The sequence below is a fragment of the Streptomyces sp. NPDC014727 genome, assembly GCF_043083485.1.
In the GTDB taxonomy this organism is placed as follows: domain Bacteria; phylum Actinomycetota; class Actinomycetes; order Streptomycetales; family Streptomycetaceae; genus Streptomyces.
On the sequence record NZ_JBIBYR010000015.1, the window covers coordinates 160537 to 179556 of the forward strand.

25 protein-coding genes and 4 tRNA genes are annotated in these 19020 nt (G+C 69.2%); 21 read left to right on the forward strand and 8 right to left on the reverse strand.

Features of this window, described 5'->3' with window-relative positions; all coding sequences use genetic code 11:
• Positions 1–15 precede the first annotated feature (15 nt).
• The 4 genes from htpX to ACF1B9_RS23755 all read left to right on the forward strand — a co-directional run bounded on the left by htpX (position 16) and on the right by ACF1B9_RS23755 (position 1883).
• A complete protein-coding gene (gene htpX / locus ACF1B9_RS23740) occupies positions 16–879 on the forward strand; it encodes a zinc metalloprotease HtpX (protein ID WP_351085008.1) in 864 nt (287 codons plus the stop codon).
• Positions 876–1268: a YccF domain-containing protein gene (locus ACF1B9_RS23745; RefSeq protein ID WP_391738781.1), complete on the forward strand. Its 393-nt coding sequence runs from the start codon at positions 876–878 to the stop codon at positions 1266–1268. The genes htpX and ACF1B9_RS23745 overlap by 4 nt, the downstream gene beginning before the upstream one ends.
• A gap of 172 nt (positions 1269–1440) precedes the next feature.
• A complete protein-coding gene (locus ACF1B9_RS23750) occupies positions 1441–1593 on the forward strand; it encodes a hypothetical protein (protein WP_391738783.1) in 153 nt (50 codons plus the stop codon).
• A gap of 17 nt (positions 1594–1610) precedes the next feature.
• Positions 1611–1883 carry a GlsB/YeaQ/YmgE family stress response membrane protein gene (locus tag ACF1B9_RS23755; RefSeq protein WP_351085015.1) on the forward strand — a complete coding sequence of 91 codons (273 nt, stop codon included), beginning with the start codon at positions 1611–1613 and terminating at the stop codon, positions 1881–1883.
• A gap of 6 nt (positions 1884–1889) precedes the next feature.
• Here the strand turns inward: ACF1B9_RS23755 and ACF1B9_RS23760 are convergent, their stop codons facing one another.
• The 3 genes from ACF1B9_RS23760 to ACF1B9_RS23770 form a co-directional block, all read right to left on the reverse strand.
• On the reverse strand, positions 1890–2558 hold the full coding sequence (locus tag ACF1B9_RS23760; protein WP_391738785.1) for an alpha-ketoglutarate-dependent dioxygenase AlkB family protein: 669 nt from the start codon (positions 2556–2558) through the stop codon (positions 1890–1892).
• A gap of 1 nt (position 2559) precedes the next feature.
• On the reverse strand, positions 2560–3069 hold the full coding sequence (locus tag ACF1B9_RS23765) for a methylated-DNA--[protein]-cysteine S-methyltransferase (RefSeq protein WP_391738787.1): 510 nt from the start codon (positions 3067–3069) through the stop codon (positions 2560–2562).
• Positions 3070–3256: 187 nt separating this feature from the next.
• Entirely contained in the window at positions 3257–3745 is a 489-nt protein-coding gene (locus ACF1B9_RS23770) for a YajQ family cyclic di-GMP-binding protein (RefSeq protein ID WP_351085021.1), read from the reverse strand.
• A gap of 366 nt (positions 3746–4111) precedes the next feature.
• Here ACF1B9_RS23770 and ACF1B9_RS23775 point away from each other — a divergent pair.
• Positions 4112–4193 (forward strand) — tRNA-Tyr (locus ACF1B9_RS23775).
• 98 nt (positions 4194–4291) lie between these two features.
• Positions 4292–4741 carry a DUF523 domain-containing protein gene (locus ACF1B9_RS23780; RefSeq protein ID WP_391738789.1) on the forward strand — a complete coding sequence of 150 codons (450 nt, stop codon included), beginning with the start codon at positions 4292–4294 and terminating at the stop codon, positions 4739–4741.
• 62 nt (positions 4742–4803) lie between these two features.
• Here ACF1B9_RS23780 and ACF1B9_RS23785 read toward each other — a convergent pair whose 3' ends face one another.
• Both ACF1B9_RS23785 and ACF1B9_RS23790 read right to left on the reverse strand, forming a co-directional pair.
• On the reverse strand, positions 4804–5460 hold the full coding sequence (locus ACF1B9_RS23785; RefSeq protein WP_391738791.1) for an SDR family oxidoreductase: 657 nt from the start codon (positions 5458–5460) through the stop codon (positions 4804–4806).
• A 34-nt stretch (positions 5461–5494) separates the two neighbouring features.
• Positions 5495–6790, reverse strand: coding sequence for an amidohydrolase family protein (locus ACF1B9_RS23790; protein ID WP_391738793.1), 1296 nt, complete (start codon positions 6788–6790; stop codon positions 5495–5497).
• A 303-nt stretch (positions 6791–7093) separates the two neighbouring features.
• On the opposite strand from ACF1B9_RS23790, the gene ACF1B9_RS23795 reads away from it, so the two are divergent.
• The 7 genes from ACF1B9_RS23795 to ACF1B9_RS23825 all read left to right on the forward strand — a co-directional run bounded on the left by ACF1B9_RS23795 (position 7094) and on the right by ACF1B9_RS23825 (position 9915).
• Positions 7094–7166, forward strand: a tRNA-Thr gene (locus ACF1B9_RS23795).
• 45 nt (positions 7167–7211) lie between these two features.
• A tRNA-Met gene (locus tag ACF1B9_RS23800) sits at positions 7212–7284 on the forward strand.
• An 89-nt stretch (positions 7285–7373) separates the two neighbouring features.
• Positions 7374–7538: a 50S ribosomal protein L33 gene (gene rpmG / locus ACF1B9_RS23805; protein ID WP_003956487.1), complete on the forward strand. Its 165-nt coding sequence runs from the start codon at positions 7374–7376 to the stop codon at positions 7536–7538.
• Between the two features lie 103 nt (positions 7539–7641).
• Positions 7642–8094: a MaoC family dehydratase N-terminal domain-containing protein gene (locus tag ACF1B9_RS23810; protein WP_391738795.1), complete on the forward strand. Its 453-nt coding sequence runs from the start codon at positions 7642–7644 to the stop codon at positions 8092–8094.
• Positions 8094–8522 (forward strand): MaoC family dehydratase, encoded by a 429-nt coding sequence (locus ACF1B9_RS23815; RefSeq protein WP_391738797.1) that lies wholly within the window; start codon positions 8094–8096, stop codon positions 8520–8522. The genes ACF1B9_RS23810 and ACF1B9_RS23815 overlap by 1 nt, the downstream gene beginning before the upstream one ends.
• 129 nt (positions 8523–8651) lie before the next feature.
• Positions 8652–8786 (forward strand): hypothetical protein, encoded by a 135-nt coding sequence (locus ACF1B9_RS23820; RefSeq protein WP_391738799.1) that lies wholly within the window; start codon positions 8652–8654, stop codon positions 8784–8786.
• A 70-nt stretch (positions 8787–8856) separates the two neighbouring features.
• Positions 8857–9915: a UDP-N-acetylmuramate dehydrogenase gene (locus tag ACF1B9_RS23825; protein WP_391738801.1), complete on the forward strand. Its 1059-nt coding sequence runs from the start codon at positions 8857–8859 to the stop codon at positions 9913–9915.
• Between the two features lie 66 nt (positions 9916–9981).
• Here the strand turns inward: ACF1B9_RS23825 and ACF1B9_RS23830 are convergent, their stop codons facing one another.
• Positions 9982–10617 carry an NAD(P)-dependent oxidoreductase gene (locus ACF1B9_RS23830; RefSeq protein ID WP_391738803.1) on the reverse strand — a complete coding sequence of 212 codons (636 nt, stop codon included), beginning with the start codon at positions 10615–10617 and terminating at the stop codon, positions 9982–9984.
• Between the two features lie 88 nt (positions 10618–10705).
• On the opposite strand from ACF1B9_RS23830, the gene ACF1B9_RS23835 reads away from it, so the two are divergent.
• Positions 10706–11311: a TetR/AcrR family transcriptional regulator gene (locus tag ACF1B9_RS23835; RefSeq protein ID WP_391738805.1), complete on the forward strand. Its 606-nt coding sequence runs from the start codon at positions 10706–10708 to the stop codon at positions 11309–11311.
• A gap of 55 nt (positions 11312–11366) precedes the next feature.
• Here the strand turns inward: ACF1B9_RS23835 and ACF1B9_RS23840 are convergent, their stop codons facing one another.
• The gene (locus ACF1B9_RS23840; RefSeq protein ID WP_391738807.1) at positions 11367–12434 is read right to left on the reverse strand and encodes an adenosine deaminase; all 1068 of its coding nucleotides are present in this window, start codon (positions 12432–12434) and stop codon (positions 11367–11369) included.
• Positions 12435–12556: 122 nt separating this feature from the next.
• Positions 12557–13783, reverse strand: a complete 1227-nt coding sequence (locus tag ACF1B9_RS23845; RefSeq protein ID WP_351078066.1) for a pyridoxal phosphate-dependent aminotransferase — start codon at positions 13781–13783, stop codon at positions 12557–12559.
• Positions 13784–14007: 224 nt separating this feature from the next.
• Between ACF1B9_RS23845 and ACF1B9_RS23850 the strand changes: the two genes are divergently transcribed.
• The 7 genes from ACF1B9_RS23850 (at position 14008) to ACF1B9_RS23880 (ending at position 19012) form a co-directional block, all read left to right on the forward strand.
• Positions 14008–14080 (forward strand) — tRNA-Trp (locus ACF1B9_RS23850).
• Positions 14081–14186: 106 nt separating this feature from the next.
• On the forward strand, positions 14187–14474 hold the full coding sequence (gene secE, locus ACF1B9_RS23855) for a preprotein translocase subunit SecE (RefSeq protein ID WP_391738810.1): 288 nt from the start codon (positions 14187–14189) through the stop codon (positions 14472–14474).
• A 72-nt stretch (positions 14475–14546) separates the two neighbouring features.
• Positions 14547–15446 carry a transcription termination/antitermination protein NusG gene (nusG, locus tag ACF1B9_RS23860; RefSeq protein WP_391738811.1) on the forward strand — a complete coding sequence of 300 codons (900 nt, stop codon included), beginning with the start codon at positions 14547–14549 and terminating at the stop codon, positions 15444–15446.
• A gap of 176 nt (positions 15447–15622) precedes the next feature.
• The gene (gene rplK, locus ACF1B9_RS23865) at positions 15623–16057 is read left to right on the forward strand and encodes a 50S ribosomal protein L11 (RefSeq protein ID WP_006126872.1); all 435 of its coding nucleotides are present in this window, start codon (positions 15623–15625) and stop codon (positions 16055–16057) included.
• Between the two features lie 81 nt (positions 16058–16138).
• Positions 16139–16861, forward strand: coding sequence for a 50S ribosomal protein L1 (rplA, locus tag ACF1B9_RS23870; protein WP_093897228.1), 723 nt, complete (start codon positions 16139–16141; stop codon positions 16859–16861).
• 170 nt (positions 16862–17031) lie between these two features.
• A complete protein-coding gene (locus ACF1B9_RS23875; RefSeq protein ID WP_391738813.1) occupies positions 17032–17934 on the forward strand; it encodes a hypothetical protein in 903 nt (300 codons plus the stop codon).
• A 196-nt stretch (positions 17935–18130) separates the two neighbouring features.
• A complete protein-coding gene (locus ACF1B9_RS23880; RefSeq protein ID WP_391738814.1) occupies positions 18131–19012 on the forward strand; it encodes a DUF1396 domain-containing protein in 882 nt (293 codons plus the stop codon).
• Positions 19013–19020: the final 8 nt, after the last annotated feature.

Here is a 19020-nt window from a genome sequence, read left to right on the forward strand (position 1 = left end):
CTTGGAGGGCGTACCGTGCACCGCCGGCACAACGGGCTGAAGACCGCCGTACTCCTCGGGGGACTGTCCGCACTCATCATCGTCATCGGAAGCTTCTTCGGACGTACGGGCCTGATCGTCGCGCTCCTCGTAGCCGTCGGCACCAACGCCTACGCGTACTGGAACAGCGACAAGCTGGCGCTCAGGGCCATGCGGGCCCGCCCCGTCAGCGAGTTCGAGGCGCCACAGCTCTACCGCATGGTCCGCGAGCTCTCGACAGCGGCCCGCCAGCCAATGCCCCGGCTCTACATCTCCCCGACGCAGGCCCCCAACGCCTTCGCCACCGGCCGCAACCCGCGCAACGCGGCGGTCTGCTGCACCGAGGGCATCCTGCAGATCCTGGACGAGCGGGAGCTGCGCGGAGTCATCGGGCACGAGCTGAGTCATGTCTACAACCGCGACATCCTGATCTCGTCCGTCGCCGGAGCACTCGCCTCCGTCGTCATGTTCCTGGTCAACTTCGCCTGGCTGATCCCGGTGGGCCGGTCCAACGACGACGAGGGTCCCGGCATCCTGGGCATGCTGCTGATCATGATCCTCGGACCACTGGCCGCGTCCGTCATCCAGCTGGCCGTGAGCCGTTCCCGCGAATACGAGGCGGACGCCTCGGGAGCCCAGCTGACCGGCGACCCACTGGCCCTCGCCAGCGCCCTGCGGAAACTCGACGCCGGCACGAAACAGCTCCCGCTGCCCCCAGAGCCGAGGATCGAGACCGCGAGCCACATGATGATCGCGAACCCCTTCCGTCCCGGCCAGGGCATGTCCAAGATGTTCTCGACACACCCGCCGATGGCGGAGCGCATCGCCCGGCTCGAGCAGATGGCAGGTCATCGCCCGTGAAGACAATCCTGAACGTCATATGGCTGGTCCTGTGCGGCTTCTGGATGTTCCTCGGCTACATGGCCGCAGGCCTTTTGCTGTGCATCACGATCATCGGCATCCCGTTCGGTCTCGCGGCCTTCCGCATCGGCATCTACGCCCTGTGGCCCTTCGGCTACACCGTCGTCGACCGCCGGGACGCGGGCGCGCCCTCCTGCGTGGGCAACGTCCTGTGGCTGATCCTCGCGGGCTGGTGGCTCGCCCTCGGACACATCACCACCGGCATCGCACTGTGCATCACGATCATCGGCATCCCGCTCGGCATCGCCAATTTCAAGCTGATTCCCGTCTCCCTGATGCCCCTCGGCAAGGAGATCGTCCGGACGGACCAGCGGTTCGCCGGCTGGTAGGACGCCGTATCCGGCGACGGGAGAGGTCACGACGGGAGAAGGGCCGGGACGGGGACCCCGGCGCCGCTGCGGACGCCGCGAGCACCGTCGGGAACCACGAGCGCGCCGCCAGGAGCCCGCACGCGCCGACGGGCCCCGGCCGATTGTCAGTGCCGTCGTTCACCATGAACCCATGACCGACACCGAGCAGTTGCTGGCAGTCGCGGAGAAGACCGCGCGCACCACCCCGCGCGGGCGAGCGGGTCATGGCCCCGGCCGCCGACCGCGACCGGCCGTTCGCAACCGACCGACCGGCAGGAACGTCTTGGATTCCAAGACCGAGTGACGGGTAGGTTCGCACGCATGAGCATTATTGGTTGGATCATTCTCGGACTGCTTGCCGGCGCCATCGCCAAGGTCCTGCTGCCGGGCCGCGACCCGGGCGGCCTGGTCGGCACCACTCTCATCGGGATCATCGGTGCCTTCCTCGGCGGCTGGATATCTTCGCGTTTCCTCGACCGCCCCATCTCCAACGACTTCTACGACACGGCCACCTGGGTCGCGGCCATCGGCGGTTCGCTGGTCCTGCTGATCCTCTACCGGCTGCTCTTCGGGAACTCCCGCGAACGCCGCTGACGTCCGTCAGCGCCCAGGAGCACCCAACCCGGTCTCGCGCAGGGTCAGATTGAGCCGGCCACGACTCAATCCTGTCGCCGGATCGGCCGTCCCGGGGTAGACCTTCGGTACACCGTGGAACGCGAAGCGTGCGGGTCCGCCGAAGACGAACAGGTCGCCGGAGGCCAACTCCACGTCCGTGTAAGGCCTTCCCCGGTTCTCGGTGTTCCCGAAGCGGAAGACGCACGTGTCGCCGACGCTGAGGGACACCACCGGAGCGCCGGACCGCTCCTCCTTGTCCTGGTGCATGCCCATCCGTGCCGTGCCGTCATAGAAGTTGATGAGGGCGGTGTCCGGCGCGTACGTCCGCACCGGGCCCTCGCCCCCGTACGCCTCCCACAGGGCGTCCCGTCCCAACTCCGCGAGCCACTCGGGCAATTCGGCGACCCGTGCGCCGTTCACGTCGTCAGCCGTACGTGAGTACCGGTACGGCTGCCAGTGCCACCCCAGGCAGACCGTCTGTACGGACATCACCCCACCACCCGGCAGCACGGTGTGCCGCAGGGGCACGGGCCCCCGCGCCCATTCCCGGCAGGCCGCCACCAGCTCCCGTTGGCGCTGCGGCGACAGCCACTCGGGCACATGCACGGCCCCCGGCGCGACGACGGCCCGTGGCCTCGGGAAGAGCCCGGACATGTCAGCGCACCGCCAGGGCGCCTTCCAGCCCCAGAAGCTGTTCCTTGCACTCCACGCCACCCGCGTAACCCCGCAGCGTCCCGTCGGCGCCGATCACCCGATGGCACGGCCGTACGACCAGCAGGGGATTGCGCCCGATCGCCGTCCCCACGGCGCGTACACCCGCCCCCGGCGTACCGATCCGTTCGGCGATCTGTCCGTACGACACGGTCTCCCCGTACGGGACGGTGTCCAGGGCGGCCCAGACGCGTCGCTGGAAATCGGTGCCGAGCCCGTCCGCGAGGACGATGTCGAAACGGGTCAGCCGTCCCTCGAAGTACTCCCGGAGCTGTGCGGCGATCCCGGCGAAGACCTCCGGTGCGTGAACCCACCCGTCCTGGACGACCGCGGCACCCTTCTGGCCGGGAAGCGAGAGCGAGGCGAGGGCGACCCCGCCGGCCGCGCCGGGGGCTTCCTCGCCGACCAGCAGCAGTTCACCCAGCGGGCTGTCGACCGTTGCGTACATGGTCATGACTCGTCCCTCTCCTTGCCCGTCACAGCCGGAAATCGACAGGATCGTCGTCCGGTACGGACAAGTCTGCGTCCCCCGCTCCGACGCGACCGGCGGTATTCGGACATCGCGTCCCGGGTGCGGGGCGGAGCGGCGCATCCCGCTCCGCGCCACCCCGCGCCCGGAAGGCGCACGACCTGCCGAAGACCTACCGGTAGTTCACGAACTGCAGGGCGAAGTCGAAGTCCTTGCCCTTCAGTAGCGCCTGCACGGCCTGCAGATCGTCCCGGCTCTTCGAGCTGACCCGGAGTTCGTCGCCCTGGACCTGCGCCTTGACGCCCTTCGGGCCCTCGTCGCGGATGGTCTTCGCCACCTTCTTGGCGTTCTCCTGGGAGATGCCCTCCTCGATCGTGGCGAAGATCTTGTACTCCTTGCCGGACAGCTGCGGCTCGCCCGCGTCCAGCGACTTCAGCGAGATGCCGCGCTTGATCAGCTTGGACTGGAAGATGTCGAGGATCGCCTTGACCCGCTCCTCACCGTTGGCCTCCATGAGGATCTTCTCGCCGGACCAGGAGATCGAGGCGCCGGTGCCCTTGAAGTCGTAACGCTGCGAGATTTCCTTGGCGGCCTGGTTGAGGGCGTTGTCGACCTCCTGCCGCTCGACCTTCGAGACGATGTCGAAACTGGAGTCGGCCATGACGTGTGGCTCCTTGTATCGGGGGTGCTGGGAACGGGGTGCAATACGGGCGGCGGCGTGCCTGCCGGCCCCGCGTCGCCGATCAAAGCCTAAGGGCTGTCCCGTGGCCCCCGGCGGGCGCGCGACGACAGCCACGACAGTCCGCCGCGTCGCCGCATCGCCCGAATGCACCCGGCGCGAAGGTGCCGCTCCGGCGGGCCGGAGGGGCACACCGGTCCACCAGGGAGTACGGGAACAGTTTTCGGTCACCCGCGCCCGATCGGGCCGCTGATCAATCCAGTGGCGGAGCACCCCTGGGCATCGGGTATCGTTTACGTCGTTGCCAAGGAGCACCGCCGAAAAGCGGTTCTTATGGCAGCAATCCCTGGCGGTGTGCCCGAGTGGCCAAAGGGAGCAGACTGTAAATCTGCCGGCTCAGCCTACCCAGGTTCGAACCCTGGCGCCGCCACATGGAAAGGCCCCTGTCCCAGGACAGGGGCCTTCTTTGTGTCTGCCACGAGGAGCGTTCCTGCTGCGAGGGCCGTTTCTGCTGGGAGGGGCGTGAACATGGAACCTGTACTGGTCAGCGCCTGTCTGCACGGTGTGCCCTGCCGCTTCGACGGCCGCGCCAAGACCTCCGCCGCTGTGGCCGAGTCCCTCGGGGACCGACGCCCCGTCGTCTTCTGCCCCGAGGTCGCCGCCGGACTGCCCACCCCGCGTCGCCCCGCCGAGATCGTCGGCGGCGACGGCCACGACGTCCTCGACGGCCGCGCCCGTGTCGTCGACGACACCGGGCACGACGTCACGGAGCAGTTCGTGGAAGGCGCTCGACGCGCGCTGGAGGCCGCCCGGCGGGCCGGGTGCACCGAGGCGCTGCTGATGGCCCGCAGCCCTTCCTGCGGGCGTGGCAGCGTCTATGACGGCACGTTCGCGGGCGAACTCCGCGAGGGCGACGGCGTCACCGCCGCCCTGCTGGAGCGCCACGGCATCACGGTCCGCCCGGCGCCGGGCGGCTGAACCGAAGGGGCGGGCCGCCGACCGGGGCGAGGCACGCGGCCCCGGAGAGCCGGATCAACGCCTCAGTTCCCCGCCACGTCCTTCACCGCGACCGCCACCGGCACACTCCCCGAGATGAGCTCCAGCGTGAGGCCCGCCGTCGCCGGGGTCTCCAGCAGTTCCACCAGCGCCGCCGCCACGTCGTCGCGCGGCACCGGTCCCCGGCCCGCCGAAGCGGCCAGGAGGACCATTCCCGTGCCCGCGTCGTTCGTCAGCATCCCGGGGCGCAGGATCGTCCAGTCGAGTGCGCTCCTGGAGCGCACATACGCGTCCGCGGCGCCCTTCGCCCGCAGATACGCGTCGAAGACCTCGTCCCCCGGGTGGTCGGGATCGGCGCCCATCGACGAGACCACGACATAGCGCCGGACGCCTGCCCTTTCCGCCGCGTCCGCGAACAGGACGGCCGCACCGCGATCCACCGTCTCCTTGCGTGCCGCGCCGCTGTTCGGGCCCGCACCGGCCGCGAAGACCGCCGCGTCGGCGCCGCGCAGCACCTCCGCCACCTCCTCGACGGAGGCGGATTCCAGATCCAGGACGACCGGTTCGGCGCCTGCCGCCCGGACGTCCTGGCTCTGTTCGGGATTACGGATGACGCCGACGGCCTCGTACCCGCCCGCGGCGAGCAGCCGCTCCAGCCGAAGCGCGATCTGACCATGTCCACCTGCGATGACAATGCGCATGCTCACGACCGTACGCCGCTGCGGGTCGCCGCGCTCAGGGCCCGCCGCAGGGGCCGGAATCCGGCCGGCCCTGGCGCGGCAGGCCGAGAGCGACGACGGTCTCCGAGTCGCAGTACTCGCGTACCGCGCTCGTTCGTGCCACCACCCGGCCGCGGTGCACCACGACCCGGCTGTAGGCGAGCGACAGCGCGCCCGAGAGCTGCTCCCCGCGCACGGCGAGAAGCTCGGCGGGGAAGCCCGCCTCGACCCGGACCTCGGGCAGCCCCATCGCCCTCCTGGCGGCCGAGGACACCGCCTCGTAGGCCTCGTCGGCGCGCAAGCCGCTCTGTGAGGCCAGCAGGTAGGCGGCTTCCAGCGGGTCACCGCGGCCCACCGGGTTCGCGACGTCCCGCAGCGCCCCGCTGCCCGCCGCGACCCGGACGCCGGCCGCGCGCAGCAGCCGTACGGGCGCGGTGCCCCGGCCCTCCACCCCGCTGCAGCCGCCCTGGGGGAGGCAGATCACCGTCACCCCGGCCGCGGCGAGCTGGTCGGCGGCTCGGGCCGAGGACTGGGAAGGGAGCAGGGAGAGGCCGGCGCACGGACCGATGGAGACGCCCGGCCGCAGCCCGCCGGACATGGCGGCCAGTCGGCCGAGCCGCGCCGGATCGTCACCGTCCGTGTGCAGATCGACGGGGCAGCCCTGTTCGGCGGCGATCTCCAGGACGGCTTCCACGTACCCCGCCGGGTCCGGATCGAGGTCGGGGCAGCCGCCGACCGCGCCGACCCCCATCTTCACCGCCTCACGCAGCATGGCGAGATTGTCGGCGCCCGCGACGCCGGTGAGCAGCCGGGGCACGGCGACGGGGGCCAGCTCGGCCAGTCCGCGCAGCGAATCGCGGGCCCGCAGTACCGCTTCCAGGGACGCGAGGCCCTGGACGGAGCCGATCCGTACGTGCGCGCGCAGCGCGGTGGCGCCGTGGCCGAGCTGCAGCAGGGCGGCCTCGGTGGCGCGGCGCTGGATGTCCTCGGGGCGGTGCGACACGGGGCCCGGGGTGTCGGGGCCCGTACCGCCGACGGTGAGCGCGGTGTCGCTGTGGGCGTGCGGTTCGGCGGGGGCGGGGAGCAGCAGGTGACCGCGCAGGTCCACCCGCGGGCCGGGGGCGGTCAGGCTGCCCGCGGTGCCGACGGCCTCGATGCGTCCGCCACCGAGCCGTACGTCCACGACGCGGCCGTCGGTGAGCCGGGCGCCACAGAGCACCAGGGTGCCGGTCTCGGCGGTGTCGGGGCTGCTGGTCGCATCGGCCGCGTCGGCGGCGTGGTCGTCCGGCTGCCACGGCTGGCTGTCGGGCATCGCGCTCCTGGGAAGGAAGACAAGATCACGCAGAGTGAGACGAGCCTAGGGGCGTGTTCGGTCCGGTTCGAGGAGGAGCGAAATAGTCGTACCGGTGTGGCCCCCGAGAGGGATCCGTGGCACGGGTGTGCTGCTGGGGCCCAGGCGGCCCATGGGGTCGCCGAGGCGCTGCTCAAGCGGCTGATGGGCGGGCCGGAAAGGGGTCGATCAAGGGATCGGCCGGGTGCTGGTCACGGTCGCCGGACGGGGCTCCGAAACGGATTTGGGCGATCGGCGACCAACCGTGTAATGTCTTCATCGCTCGCCCCAATAGCTCAGTCGGTAGAGCGTCTCCATGGTAAGGAGAAGGTCTGCGGTTCGATTCCGCATTGGGGCTCTGGTGATCGGGAAACCCCGCTTCGGCGGGGGGACTCTTCATCAAAGCGGTGTAGCTCAGTCGGTAGAGCAAGCGGCTCATAATCGCTGTGTCACCGGTTCAAGTCCGGTCACCGCTACTTACGGTAGCCGATTGTGGGGTCGGTCCTTCGATCGGCTACTCTTTTTTGCGTTCATCCGTCCATCCGTCCGTCCAAGGAGCACTCACGTGGCTGCCACCGACGTCCGCCCGAAGATCACGCTGGCCTGCGTGGAGTGCAAGGAGCGGAACTACATCACCAAGAAGAACCGGCGCAACAACCCGGACCGTCTTGAGATGAAGAAGCACTGCCCGCGCTGCAACTCGCACACGGCGCACCGCGAAACGCGCTGAAAAAGGCTCGTACACGAGGCCGTCCCCACCGGGGGCGGCCTCGTGTCGTTGTATGGGGCTGTCCCCTCGGTCTTTTCATCTTTCATCAGGAGGTAGCGAGCACATGGCGCTCGACCATTCCTTCGTGGGGCGGACCTATCCGCCCACTCCGCCGTACGAGGTCGGCCGGGAGAAGATTCGCGAGTTCGCCGAGGCGGTGGGCGACACCAATCCGGTGTACGTCGACCCCGAAGCCGCCAAGGCGCTCGGTCACAGCGATGTGATCGCGCCGCCGACGTTCGTCTTCTCGATCACCTTCAAGGCCGCGGGGCAGGTGGTGCAGGACCCGCAGCTGGGTCTGGACTACAGCCGCGTCGTGCACGGCGACCAGAAGTTCGCCTACACGCGTCCCGTTCGGGCGGGGGACCGGCTGACGGTCACCTCGACGATCGAGGGCGTCAAGTCCTTGGCGGGCAACGACATCCTGGACATCCGTGGCGAGGTCCACGACGAGTCCGGTGAGCACGTCGTGACCGCGTGGACGAAGCTGGTGGCGCGCGCCGCCGAGGAGGCGTGATGACGGCGAAGGTTGCTTACGAGTCGGTCGAGGTCGGTACGGAGCTGCCTGTGCGGTCCTTCCCGGTGACCCGGGCCACGCTGGTGCAGTACGCGGGTGCCTCCGGTGACTTCAACCCGATTCACTGGAACGAGAAGTTCGCCCGTGAGGTCGGACTGCCGGACGTGATCGCGCACGGCATGTTCACCATGGCCGAGGCGATCCGGGTGGTCACGGACTGGGCCGGCGATCCGGGCGCGGTCATCGAGTACGGGGTCCGCTTCACCAAGCCGGTCGTCGTCCCGAACGACGACGAGGGCGCCCTGATCGAGGTCGGGGGCAAGGTGGCCGCCCTGCTGGACGACAAGCGGGTGCGGGTGGATCTGACGGTCATGAGCGAGGGCAAGAAGGTGCTGGGCATGTCCCGCGCCGTGGTGCAGCTCGGCTGAGGCCGCCGAATGCGACGTGAGGGGCACTGTCCATGGGACGGTGCCCCTCACGCATGCGCCCGTCCTGCCCATGGGCCTGCCCTGCCCATGCGCCCGTCGCGGCCGGGATCCCTCACTTGACCAAGTCAGTTGCCCGGACTGATGGTCGGCGGCGTCGGCGCGGTGGCGCCGGCCGCCCTCGTCGCCCTGCTGATACCGGGCCACCGCAACGCCCCGGTCCCGGAGCCCGAGGCCGCCGGGGAGCGTGTCCCCGCGGCCGCCTGAACCGCGGTCCCGTGCGCACGGTCCGTGGCCCCGCCCGAGTGGCGGGGCCACGGACCGTACTCTTGTGCCCGTGCAGGAACTCCACGACGCCCCCCTCGCCCCCCTGACCACCTTCCGGCTCGGCGGCCCCGCCGCCCGACTCCTCACGGCGACGACCGACGCCGAGGTGATCGAAGCCGTGCGCGAGGCCGACGACAGCGGCACCCCGCTCCTCGTCATCGGCGGCGGCAGCAATCTGGTCATCGGCGACAAGGGCTTCGACGGTACGGCTCTGCGCATCGCGACCAAGGGCTTCGCTCTGGACGGCACGACGCTGGAACTGGCCGCCGGAGAGATCTGGACGGACGCCGTGGCGCGCTCCGTCGAAGCAGGTCTCGCCGGCATCGAGTGTCTGGCCGGAATTCCGGGATCCGCGGGTGCGACGCCGATCCAGAACGTCGGCGCCTACGGCCAGGAAGTGTCCTCCACGATCACCGAGGTCGTCGCCTACGACCGCTGCACCCGTGAAACGGTCACCGTTCCGAACGCCGAGTGCGTGTTCTCGTACCGGCACAGTCGCTTCAAGGCTGAACCCGACCGTTTCGTGGTGCTGCGTGTCCGCTTCGAACTGGAAGACGCAGGCGGTCTGTCCGCGCCCCTGAAGTACCCCGAAACGGCCCGTGTCATGGGCGTCGAGCAAGGCGAGCGCGTGCCCGTCGCGGCCGCCCGCGAAACGGTGCTCAGGCTCCGCGCCGGCAAAGGCATGGTGCTGGACCCCGAGGACCACGACTCCTGGTCGGCCGGCTCCTTCTTCACCAATCCGATCCTGGAGCAGGCGGAGTACGAGACGTTCCTCGCCCGCGCCAAGGACCGGCTCGGTCCCGAGGTGACGCCCCCCGCCTTCCCCGCGGACGGAGGGCGCACCAAGACCTCCGCGGCCTGGCTCATCGACAAGGCCGGCTTCACCAAGGGATACGGCACCGGCCCGGCCCGTATCTCCACCAAGCACACCCTCGCACTCACCAACCGCGGCGGCGCGACCACCGAGGACCTGCTCGCGCTCGCCCGTGAGGTCGTCGCCGGGGTCCACGAGGCCTTCGGCGTCACGCTCGTCAATGAACCCGTGACGGTCGGCGTGAGCCTCTACTAGTGCTGTGGCCGGGGCCTCTCGTCCGGATCGTTCCGGGCTCGCCCGCCCGGTGCACCGCCTCGCCGCTCAGTACGCCACGCCCACGCCCTGCTTCACCGCGGCCGGATCGTCGATCAGCGCCAGCATCGCGTGCGCCACATCGGCCCGTGAGATGGTCCGGCCACCGCGTGGACTGCCGCCGACGACGGTCCGGTACTTCCCCGTCAGAGGCCCGTTGGTGAGCTTCGGCGGCCGTACGGACGTCCAGTCCGTCGCGCTCCGGGCCAGCGCGGCCTCCATCAGCGTCAGGTCCTCGTAGACCTCTTTGAGGATCGCTCCGACGACCTTGCGGATCAGCCGGTCCGGCAGCGGGTCGTCGGCGGGCCGGGGTCCGACCGGGGCGGCGCTGACCACGACCAGCCGCCGCGTCCCCTCGGCCTCCATCGCCCGCAGCACCGACCCGGTGAGCCGTTCCGCGACGCCGTCGGCCCTACGGCCGCGCGAGCCGAGTCCGGAGAGCACCGCGTCCCGGCCCGCGACCGTCTCGCGCAGTGCTTCCGGATCGTCGATGCGTGCTGCCGTGTGGACCTGTACGTCGGAGAGCGGGACCTGCAGCCGCGCCGGATCGCGCACCACCGCCGTCACCTCGTGCCCCGCCGCCACCGCCTGGCGGACGATCTCCTGACCGACGCCGCCCGTCGCGCCGAACACTGTGATCCTCATTGCGCACCCTCCTGGGGGTGGGTAAGTATTCACTTACCCCTAGGGTGAGCGGATACTCACCACCTCGTCAAGCTTCACTGGAGTCCACATGGAGCAGAAGCCGGCCCGCGTCCGCATCGTCGACGCCGCCCATCAGCTGATGCTCACCATCGGCCTGGCCCGCGCCACCACCAAGGAGATCGCCAGAGCCGCCGGCTGCTCGGAGGCCGCGCTCTACAAGCACTTCCCGAGCAAGGAGGAACTGTTCGTGGCCGTGCTCAAGGAACGGTTGCCCAGACTCAACCCGCTGCTGAAGCGGCTCATCGCGAGCCCGGGGGCGGGGGAGCGGACCGTCGAGCAGAACCTCACCGAGATCGCCCGCCAAGCGGCCCTCTTCTACGAGCAGAGCTTCCCGATCGCCGCCTCGCTGTACGCCGAGCCCACGCTCAAGGAACGCCACAACGCGGCGATGCGGGAGCTGGGCACCGGCCCGCACATGCCCATCCGCGGCCTGGACGCCTATCTGCGCTCCGAGCAGGCCGCCGGACGGGTACGAGCCGACGCGGACACGTACGCGGCCGCCTCACTGCTCCTGGGGGCCTGTGCGCAGCGGGCGTTCGCCTACGAGGCCACGGAGGCCGGAGCACCGCCGCAGCCCCTCGACGACTTCGCCGCGTCCGTGGCCGGGGTGCTGATGCGAGGGGTGGGCATGTAGACCGGGCCGGATGCCGGGGCACCGGAACGAGAGGCGCCATGGCCGCTCGTTCGGATCATGCCGGGCTCGCCGGGCTCGTTGTCGAGAGGCTCTGGCTGGATCCCCCTGCCGGCTTCGAAAGCCAGTCGTCGATGCCGGTCAGGAGTTCCGCCCGGACCGCGGCCGGGGCCGCGGAGCCCCGCACCGACTGCCGGGCCAGTTCCGCCAGTTCCTCGTCCGTGAACGTGTGGTGGCGCCGTACGAGGTCGTACTGTGCGGCCAGCCGGGAGCCGAAGAGCAGGGGGTCGTCCGCGCCCAGTGCCATCGGCACCCCGGCCTCGAACAGTGTGCGCAGGGGTACGTCGGCGGGCTTCTCGTAGACGCCCAGTGCCACGTTCGACGCCGGGCACACCTCGCAGGTCACCCCGCGCTCCGCCAGCTTGCGCAGCAGCCGCGGGTCCTCTGCGGCCCGTACACCGTGCCCGATCCGGGCCGCGTCGAGATCGTCCAGACAGTCCCGCACGCTCGAAGGACCGGCCAGTTCGCCGCCGTGCGGGGCCGCCAGCAGCCCGCCGTCGCGGGCGATGGCGAAGGCCCGGTCGAAGTCCCGGGCCATCCCGCGCCGCTCGTCGTTGGAGAGCCCGAATCCGACCACCCCCCGGTCCGCGTACCGCACGGCGAGCCGGGCCAGCGTCCGGGCGTCCAGCGGATGCTTCATCCGGTTCGCCGCGATCACCACCCGGATCGGCAGACCGGTCTCCCGCGACGCGCTGTCCACCGCGTCCAGGATGATCTCGATCGCCGGGATCAGCCCGCCGAGCAGCGGGGCGTACGAAGTGGGGTCGACCTGGATCTCCAGCCAGCCCGAGCCGTCCGCGACGTCCTCCTGGGCCGTCTCGCGCACGAGCCGCTGGATGTCCTCGGCGGACCTCAGGCACGACCGGGCGATGTCGTAGAGCCGCTGGAAGCGGAACCACCCGCGCTCGTCCGTGGCCCGCAGCCTGGGCGGCCCGCCGCCGGTCAGGGCCTCCGGCAGATGCACGCCGTACTTGTCGGCGAGTTCGAGCAGGGTCGTGGGCCGCATCGACCCGGTGAAATGCAGGTGCAGGTGGGCCTTGGGCAACAGCCGTACGTCACGCTCCATTCCAAGATCCTGCCGCACGCGTGGGGTCCAGCGGTAGCCGCTTTTCCTATCGAGTTGGCCACCGAACAAGAAAGCGACCCCCCGGCCGGAGCCGGGGGGTCGCCCACTGGAATCAGGACGCGTCAGGCCTTGGCCTCGCCCAGCAGCTTCTGGAGCCGCGAGACGCCCTCGACGAGGTCGTCGTCGCCCAGGGCGTACGAGAGCCGCAGGTAGCCCGGTGTACCGAAGGCCTCGCCCGGTACGACCGCGACCTCGGCCTCGTCCAGGATCAGCGCCGCCAGCTCGACCGAAGTGGCCGGGCGCTTGCCGCGGATCTCCTTGCCGAGCAGTTCCTTCACCGAGGGGTAGGCGTAGAACGCGCCCTCGGGCTCGGGGCAGAGCACGCCGTCGATCTCGTTGAGCATCCGGACGATGGTCTGTCGGCGCCGGTCGAACGCGGTCCGCATCTCGGCGACCGCGTCCAGGCTGCCGGAGACTGCGGCCAGCGCGGCGACCTGGGCCACGTTGGAGACGTTGGACGTGGCGTGCGACTGCAGGTTGGTCGCGGCCTTGACGACGTCCTTCGGGCCGACGATCCAGCCCACCCGCCAGCCGGTCATCGCGTACGTCTTGGCGACGCCGTTGACCACGATGCACTTGTCGCGCAGCTCGGGCACGATCGCGGGCAGCGAGGTGAACTTCGCGTCGCCGTACACGAGGTGCTCGTAGATCTCGTCGGTCAGCACCCACAGGCCGTGCTCGACGGCCCAGCGGCCGATCGCCTCGGCGTCGGCCTCGCTGTACACGGCACCGGTCGGGTTCGACGGGGAGACGAACAGGACGACCTTCGTACGCTCGGTGCGCGCCGCCTCCAGCTGCTCGACGGAGACCCGGTAACCGGTGGTCTCGTCGGCCACGACCTCCACCGGGACACCGCCGGCCAGCCGGATCGACTCGGGGTAGGTGGTCCAGTACGGGGCCGGGACGATGACCTCGTCGCCCGGGTCGAGGATCGCGGCGAAGGCCTCGTAGATGGCCTGCTTGCCGCCGTTCGTCACCAGGATCTGGGAGGCGTCGACCTCGTAGCCGGAGTCGCGCAGCGTCTTCTCCGCGATGGCGGCCTTGAGCTCCGGGAGCCCGCCCGCCGGGGTGTAGCGGTGGTACTTGGGGTTGCGGCAGGCCTCGACCGCGGCCTCGACGATGTAACCGGGGGTCGGGAAGTCGGGCTCACCGGCCCCGAAACCGATCACCGGACGGCCGGCGGCCTTGAGGGCCTTGGCCTTGGCGTCGACGGCGAGGGTGGCGGACTCGGAGATGGCACCGATGCGGGCGGAGACCCGGCGCTCGGACGGAGAAGTTGCAGCGCTCATGACCCCCATGGTCCCAGACCGTGATCCCTGTCGGCACAGCGGTTTCAGGGACCGGACAGGACTCGGACACCATGCGGACAACATGCGACCAGGAGTGGTCGGGAGCTATCTGTTCGACGCCGGGCCGCTGAACACGTACACTCACCTGTCGTTGGCCTTCACCCGCCGCACCGTTCTCGCACCCGGACATCCGGGAAGATGCGGTAGGTTGGTGGAAACCACAAAGGGTCGTAGCTCAATTGGTAGAGCACTGGTCTCCAAAACCAGCGGTTGGGGGTTCAAGTCCCTCCGGCCCTGCTACACACTCCTTCGCCAGGATGTGTGCGCATGTACGTACTTCAATGCACCGCCGTGCGGCTCCACCGGGCGCGGCACGGCCATGACCCGGAATCAGGTGAGTAGCGTGACGGACGCCGTGGGCTCCATCGACATGCCTGATGCCGAGGATGAAGTACCGGAGTCGAAGAAGAAGGCCCGGAAGGGCGGCAAGCGCGGTAAGAAGGGCCCTCTGGGCCGCCTCGCGCTGTTCTACCGCCAAATCGTCGCCGAGCTGCGCAAGGTCGTCTGGCCGACTCGCAGCCAGCTGACGACGTACACCTCGGTGGTGATTGTCTTCGTCGTCGTCATGATTGGTCTGGTGACCGTGATTGACTTCGGATTCCAGCGGGTCGTCAAGTACGTCTTCGGCTGATCCCGCGGAGGGCGCCTCATGGGCGCCCCTTTCGCAGTTCCACCCATTTGTATCCAGGAAGAAGCAGCCACCGTGTCTGACCCGAACCTGAACGACGCCGTCGAGCCGACGGCGGGCGCCTTCGAGTCCGCCGAGGACGAGCTCGACATCGTCGAGGCGGCGGACGCCGAGGAGCCGGACCAGGCCGAAGCTGCCGACGCCGCCGCAGGTGAGCCCGCCGAGCAGGCCGCCGTGCACACCGAGGACGAGGACGAGGCCGCCGAGGCCGACGCCGGTTCCGAGGGCGACGAGAACGACGACGAGCCCGCCGAGGCCGACGAGGAAGCCGGGGAAGAGGCCGAGCCGGCCGCCCCGGTCGACGCCGTCACCGCCCTGCGCGAGGAGCTTCGCGGCCTTCCCGGCGAGTGGTACGTCATCCACACGTACGCCGGTTACGAGAAGCGCGTGAAGGCCAACCTCGAACAGCGTGCCGTCTCGCTCAACGTCGAGGAGTTCATCTACCAGGCCGAAGTGCCCGAGGAAGAGATCGTCCAGATCAAGAACGGCGAGCGCAAGAACGTCCGCCAGAACAAGCTCCCGGGATACGTCCTGGTGCGCATGGATCTGACGAACGAGTCCTGGGGCGTCGTCCGTAACACCCCGGGCGTCACCGGCTTCGTGGGCAACGCCTACGACCCGTACCCGCTGACGCTGGACGAGATCGTCAAGATGCTCGCCCCGGAGGCCGAGGAGAAGGCCGCCCGCGAAGCCGCCGAGGCCGAGGGCAAGCCGGTTCCGTCCCGCAAGGTCGAGGTGCAGGTGCTCGACTTCGAGGTGGGCGACTCGGTCACCGTCACCGACGGCCCGTTCGCAACGCTGCAGGCGACGATCAACGAGATCAACGCCGACTCGAAGAAGGTCAAGGGTCTCGTCGAGATCTTCGGCCGCGAGACCCCGGTCGAGCTCAGCTTCGACCAGATCCAGAAGAACTAGCGGCTTCCCGCCAGTTTTCGGACACATGCCTACCGAGCAGGTCAGATCGGCTGCGAAGCCCGTCTGACCTGCTTGGTTTTTGGTCGCGCAGCTATACCCGTTATCGTTGTGCGGTATGCCTCCATCCGGATGACCGGAAGGCGGCGAAACACTCTCACTAGGACCCGGAGAGAGCAATGCCTCCCAAGAAGAAGAAGGTCACGGGGCTTATCAAGCTCCAGATCAACGCCGGTGCGGCCAACCCGGCCCCGCCGGTCGGCCCCGCGCTCGGCCAGCACGGCGTCAACATCATGGAGTTCTGCAAGGCCTACAACGCCGCGACCGAGTCGCAGCGTGGCATGGTCGTGCCGGTGGAGATCACGGTCTACGAGGACCGTTCCTTCACCTTCGTCACCAAGACTCCGCCGGCCGCGAAGCTGATCCTCAAGGCCGCGGGCGTGGAGAAGGGCTCCGGCGAGCCCCACAAGACCAAGGTCGCCAAGCTGACGGCAGCCCAGGTCCGTGAGATCGCCACGACGAAGCTCCCCGACCTGAACGCCAACGACCTCGACGCCGCGTCGAAGATCATCGCTGGCACCGCCCGTTCCATGGGCATCACGGTCGAAGGCTGATTCAGCCCCTCACGTCCTCAGTGGTAGGGCCAAGCGCTGGCCCGCACCACGACTCCACACCCTGAAACCACAGGAGTAGAAGTGAAGCGCAGCAAGAACCTCCGGGCTGCGGACGCCAAGATCGACCGGGAGCGCCTCTACGCCCCGCTTGAGGCCGTCCGTCTCGCCAAGGAGACCGCGACCACCAAGTTCGACGGCACTGTCGAGGTCGCCTTCCGTCTGGGTGTCGACCCGCGCAAGGCCGACCAGATGGTCCGTGGCACCGTGAACCTCCCGCACGGCACCGGCAAGACCGCCCGGGTCCTGGTCTTCGCGACCGGTGACCGTGCTGCGGCCGCGGAAGCCGCGGGCGCCGACATCGTCGGCGCCGACGAGCTCATCGACGAGGTGGCGAAGGGCCGTCTGGACTTCGACGCCGTCGTCGCGACCCCGGACCTCATGGGCAAGGTCGGCCGCCTCGGCCGCGTGCTCGGTCCGCGTGGTCTGATGCCGAACCCGAAGACCGGTACGGTCACCCCCGATGTCGCGAAGGCTGTCAACGACATCAAGGGCGGCAAGATCGAGTTCCGCGTCGACAAGCACTCGAACCTGCACTTCATCATCGGCAAGGTCTCCTTCGATGACACGAAGCTGGTCGAGAACTACGCCGCGGCGCTGGAGGAAGTCCTCCGTCTGAAGCCGTCCGCCGCCAAGGGCCGATACATCAAGAAGGCCGCACTGGCCACCACGATGGGCCCCGGCATCCCGCTGGACGCCAACCGCACCCGCAACCTCCTCGTCGAGGAGGACCCGGCCGCCGTCTGAGCCCCCGCGCTCGGCATCAGGCCGCGTCACGTGTGACATGGACGGGCCCCGCAACCTTTCGAGGTGCGGGGCCCGTCCTCGTATCCGTATCCGTATGGAACCGATGGCTGTGTCGGAGCTGTGCGTTAGCGTGAGGATCCGACTGAGCCGAACGAGGGGTGGAAGCTGACATGAGGACCAGTACCGTGCGACGCGTGTGTCTGTCGGTGGCGACGGCAGCGGCGCTTACGTCGGTCGCGGCCTGCGGGGGGTCGGACAGCGGCAAGGGCGACAGCCGCGGCAGCGGCGTCGTGAAGGCCGACCCGATAGCCGCGTTGCGTGATGTGCAGAAGAAGACCGGTGGGGAGAAGTCGGCGAAGGTCGAGGGCACCACCCGGATGGGCACCACCATGTCCATGAAGCAGACGGGCACCATCGACTGGACCGACGGTCTCACCGGCGCCATGGAGATCACGTACACCGGCGGCAGCGCGGCGGACGCCATGAAGCAGAACGGTGGCACGGGCACCATGCAGGCCCGCTATTTCAAGGACGGCTACGTCGTCAACATGGGCGACGCGTTCGCCCGGCAGGCCGGTGGCAAGCACTGGATCAACTACGGCTACGCCGACCTCGCCAAGATCGCGGGTGCCTCCGGCGAGGCGATGAAGCAGCAGATGCAGAACACCACCCCCGACCAGGGCGTGCAGTCCCTGCTGGCCTCCGGTGACGTGAAGAAGGTCGGCCAGGAGGATGTGCGCGGGGTCTCTGCCACGCACTACTCCGGCACCGTCGACGTCGCCGAACTGACCGCGAAGAACTCCGCACTGGACGCCGACCAGCTCGACCAGCTGAAGAAGCAGCTGAGCGATGCCGGGATCACCACGGAGACGGTCGACATCTGGGTCGACGAGAACAATCTGCTGGTCAAGAAGACCGAGCGCGGCCAGATGAAGACCGGCGAGCTCAATTCGACCGTGTACTACAGCGACTACGGCACGAAGGTCTCGGTCGAGAAGCCCCCGGCCGGCGACACGGTCGACTTCACCGATCTCATGAAGCAGCAGCAGAAGAGCGGCGCGGGAGCATCCTGAGCCACCGATCCGACGCTCTACGCATCGACGCACACCGGTCGGCCGCGGACAGGCGCGACGCACGGCCCCGTACCTCGGAGGAGAAAGGTGCGGGGCCCGTTCGCTGTATCGGCCATGTTTATTGACTGCGCGCTGTCAGTGCCGGCCGCTATGGTCATGGGACTTGACTAATATTTTGACGTCCCGTGGGGGGATCATGCGTTCGACTTACAGAAGGACCGCTGTCGCTGCTCTGGCCGGAGTGCTGCTGTGCGGAACGGCGGCGTGTACGGGAGAGAAGAGCGGCCCGGCCGCTGTCGGCGAAAACGGCCAGCGGGCGGGGCGGAAGCCGGTCGAGGTGACACCTGCCGCCGCCGTGCGGAAGGCCGCCGACAACAGCCGTCGGATCACGTCGCTCACGTACCGGATGAGCGGCGAGGTCCAGGGGCAGACCATGGAGGGGACCGCGGCGATGTCCATGAAGCCCCCGGCCATGCAGATGCACATGAAGGGCGGTTCCGCGGGGGAGGCCGGCGAGGTCGAGCTGCGGCTCACCGGCGATGCCATGTACATCAACGGTGGCGCGGAAGCGGCCGCCGAGATGGACGGCAAGTCCTGGCTCAAGCTGGACATGGCCGAGCTCAAGAAGTCCACGGGGCAGGACCCGCTGGGTGGTCTGTCCAGTCAGGCCGACCGTAATCCCGCGGAGGAGTCCGCCTCGATGAGCGCCGCCAGGGACCTCGAGAAGGTCGGGCCGGCCACCGTGGACGGCGTCCGGACGACGCACTACACCGGCACGGTCACGCTGGCCGACGTGCGTGCGTCCCTCGCGGACGAGGACGCGGAGACCCGCGAGCGACGCACACAGGCACTGAAGAAGTACGAGGACATGGGCATCGAGAAGCTCTCGATGGACATGTGGATCGACGGCAGCGACCACACCAAGCAGTTCCGCACCCGGTCCACGACCGATAAGGGCCGGCTCGACCTGACCATCACGTTCGTGGACTTCAACAAGCCGGTCACGGTCAAGGCCCCGCCGACCTCCGAGACCATGGACCTGGCCGAGATGATGAAGGGCGCCGACGGCGGAGCCTGAGCCCTCGT

Bases quoted from the DNA above. Each gene is read 5' to 3' on its own strand.
- ACF1B9_RS23750 (WP_391738783.1), top strand. From the start codon at position 1,441: ATGACCGACACCGAGCAGTTGCTGGCAGTCGCGGAGAAGACCGCGCGC.
- ACF1B9_RS23755 (WP_351085015.1), top strand. From the start codon at position 1,611: ATGAGCATTATTGGTTGGATCATTCTCGGACTGCTTGCCGGCGCCATC.
- ACF1B9_RS23760 (WP_391738785.1), bottom strand. From the start codon at position 2,558: ATGTCCGGGCTCTTCCCGAGGCCACGGGCCGTCGTCGCGCCGGGGGCC.
- ACF1B9_RS23765 (WP_391738787.1), bottom strand. From the start codon at position 3,069: ATGACCATGTACGCAACGGTCGACAGCCCGCTGGGTGAACTGCTGCTG.
- ACF1B9_RS23770 (WP_351085021.1), bottom strand. From the start codon at position 3,745: ATGGCCGACTCCAGTTTCGACATCGTCTCGAAGGTCGAGCGGCAGGAG.
- ACF1B9_RS23780 (WP_391738789.1), top strand. From the start codon at position 4,292: ATGGAACCTGTACTGGTCAGCGCCTGTCTGCACGGTGTGCCCTGCCGC.
- ACF1B9_RS23785 (WP_391738791.1), bottom strand. From the start codon at position 5,460: ATGCGCATTGTCATCGCAGGTGGACATGGTCAGATCGCGCTTCGGCTG.
- ACF1B9_RS23790 (WP_391738793.1), bottom strand. From the start codon at position 6,790: ATGCCCGACAGCCAGCCGTGGCAGCCGGACGACCACGCCGCCGACGCG.
- ACF1B9_RS23810 (WP_391738795.1), top strand. From the start codon at position 7,642: ATGGCGCTCGACCATTCCTTCGTGGGGCGGACCTATCCGCCCACTCCG.
- ACF1B9_RS23815 (WP_391738797.1), top strand. From the start codon at position 8,094: ATGACGGCGAAGGTTGCTTACGAGTCGGTCGAGGTCGGTACGGAGCTG.
- ACF1B9_RS23830 (WP_391738803.1), bottom strand. From the start codon at position 10,617: ATGAGGATCACAGTGTTCGGCGCGACGGGCGGCGTCGGTCAGGAGATC.
- ACF1B9_RS23835 (WP_391738805.1), top strand. From the start codon at position 10,706: ATGGAGCAGAAGCCGGCCCGCGTCCGCATCGTCGACGCCGCCCATCAG.
- ACF1B9_RS23840 (WP_391738807.1), bottom strand. From the start codon at position 12,434: ATGGAGCGTGACGTACGGCTGTTGCCCAAGGCCCACCTGCACCTGCAT.
- ACF1B9_RS23845 (WP_351078066.1), bottom strand. From the start codon at position 13,783: ATGAGCGCTGCAACTTCTCCGTCCGAGCGCCGGGTCTCCGCCCGCATC.
- rplK (WP_006126872.1), top strand. From the start codon at position 15,623: ATGCCTCCCAAGAAGAAGAAGGTCACGGGGCTTATCAAGCTCCAGATC.
- ACF1B9_RS23875 (WP_391738813.1), top strand. From the start codon at position 17,032: ATGAGGACCAGTACCGTGCGACGCGTGTGTCTGTCGGTGGCGACGGCA.
- ACF1B9_RS23880 (WP_391738814.1), top strand. From the start codon at position 18,131: ATGCGTTCGACTTACAGAAGGACCGCTGTCGCTGCTCTGGCCGGAGTG.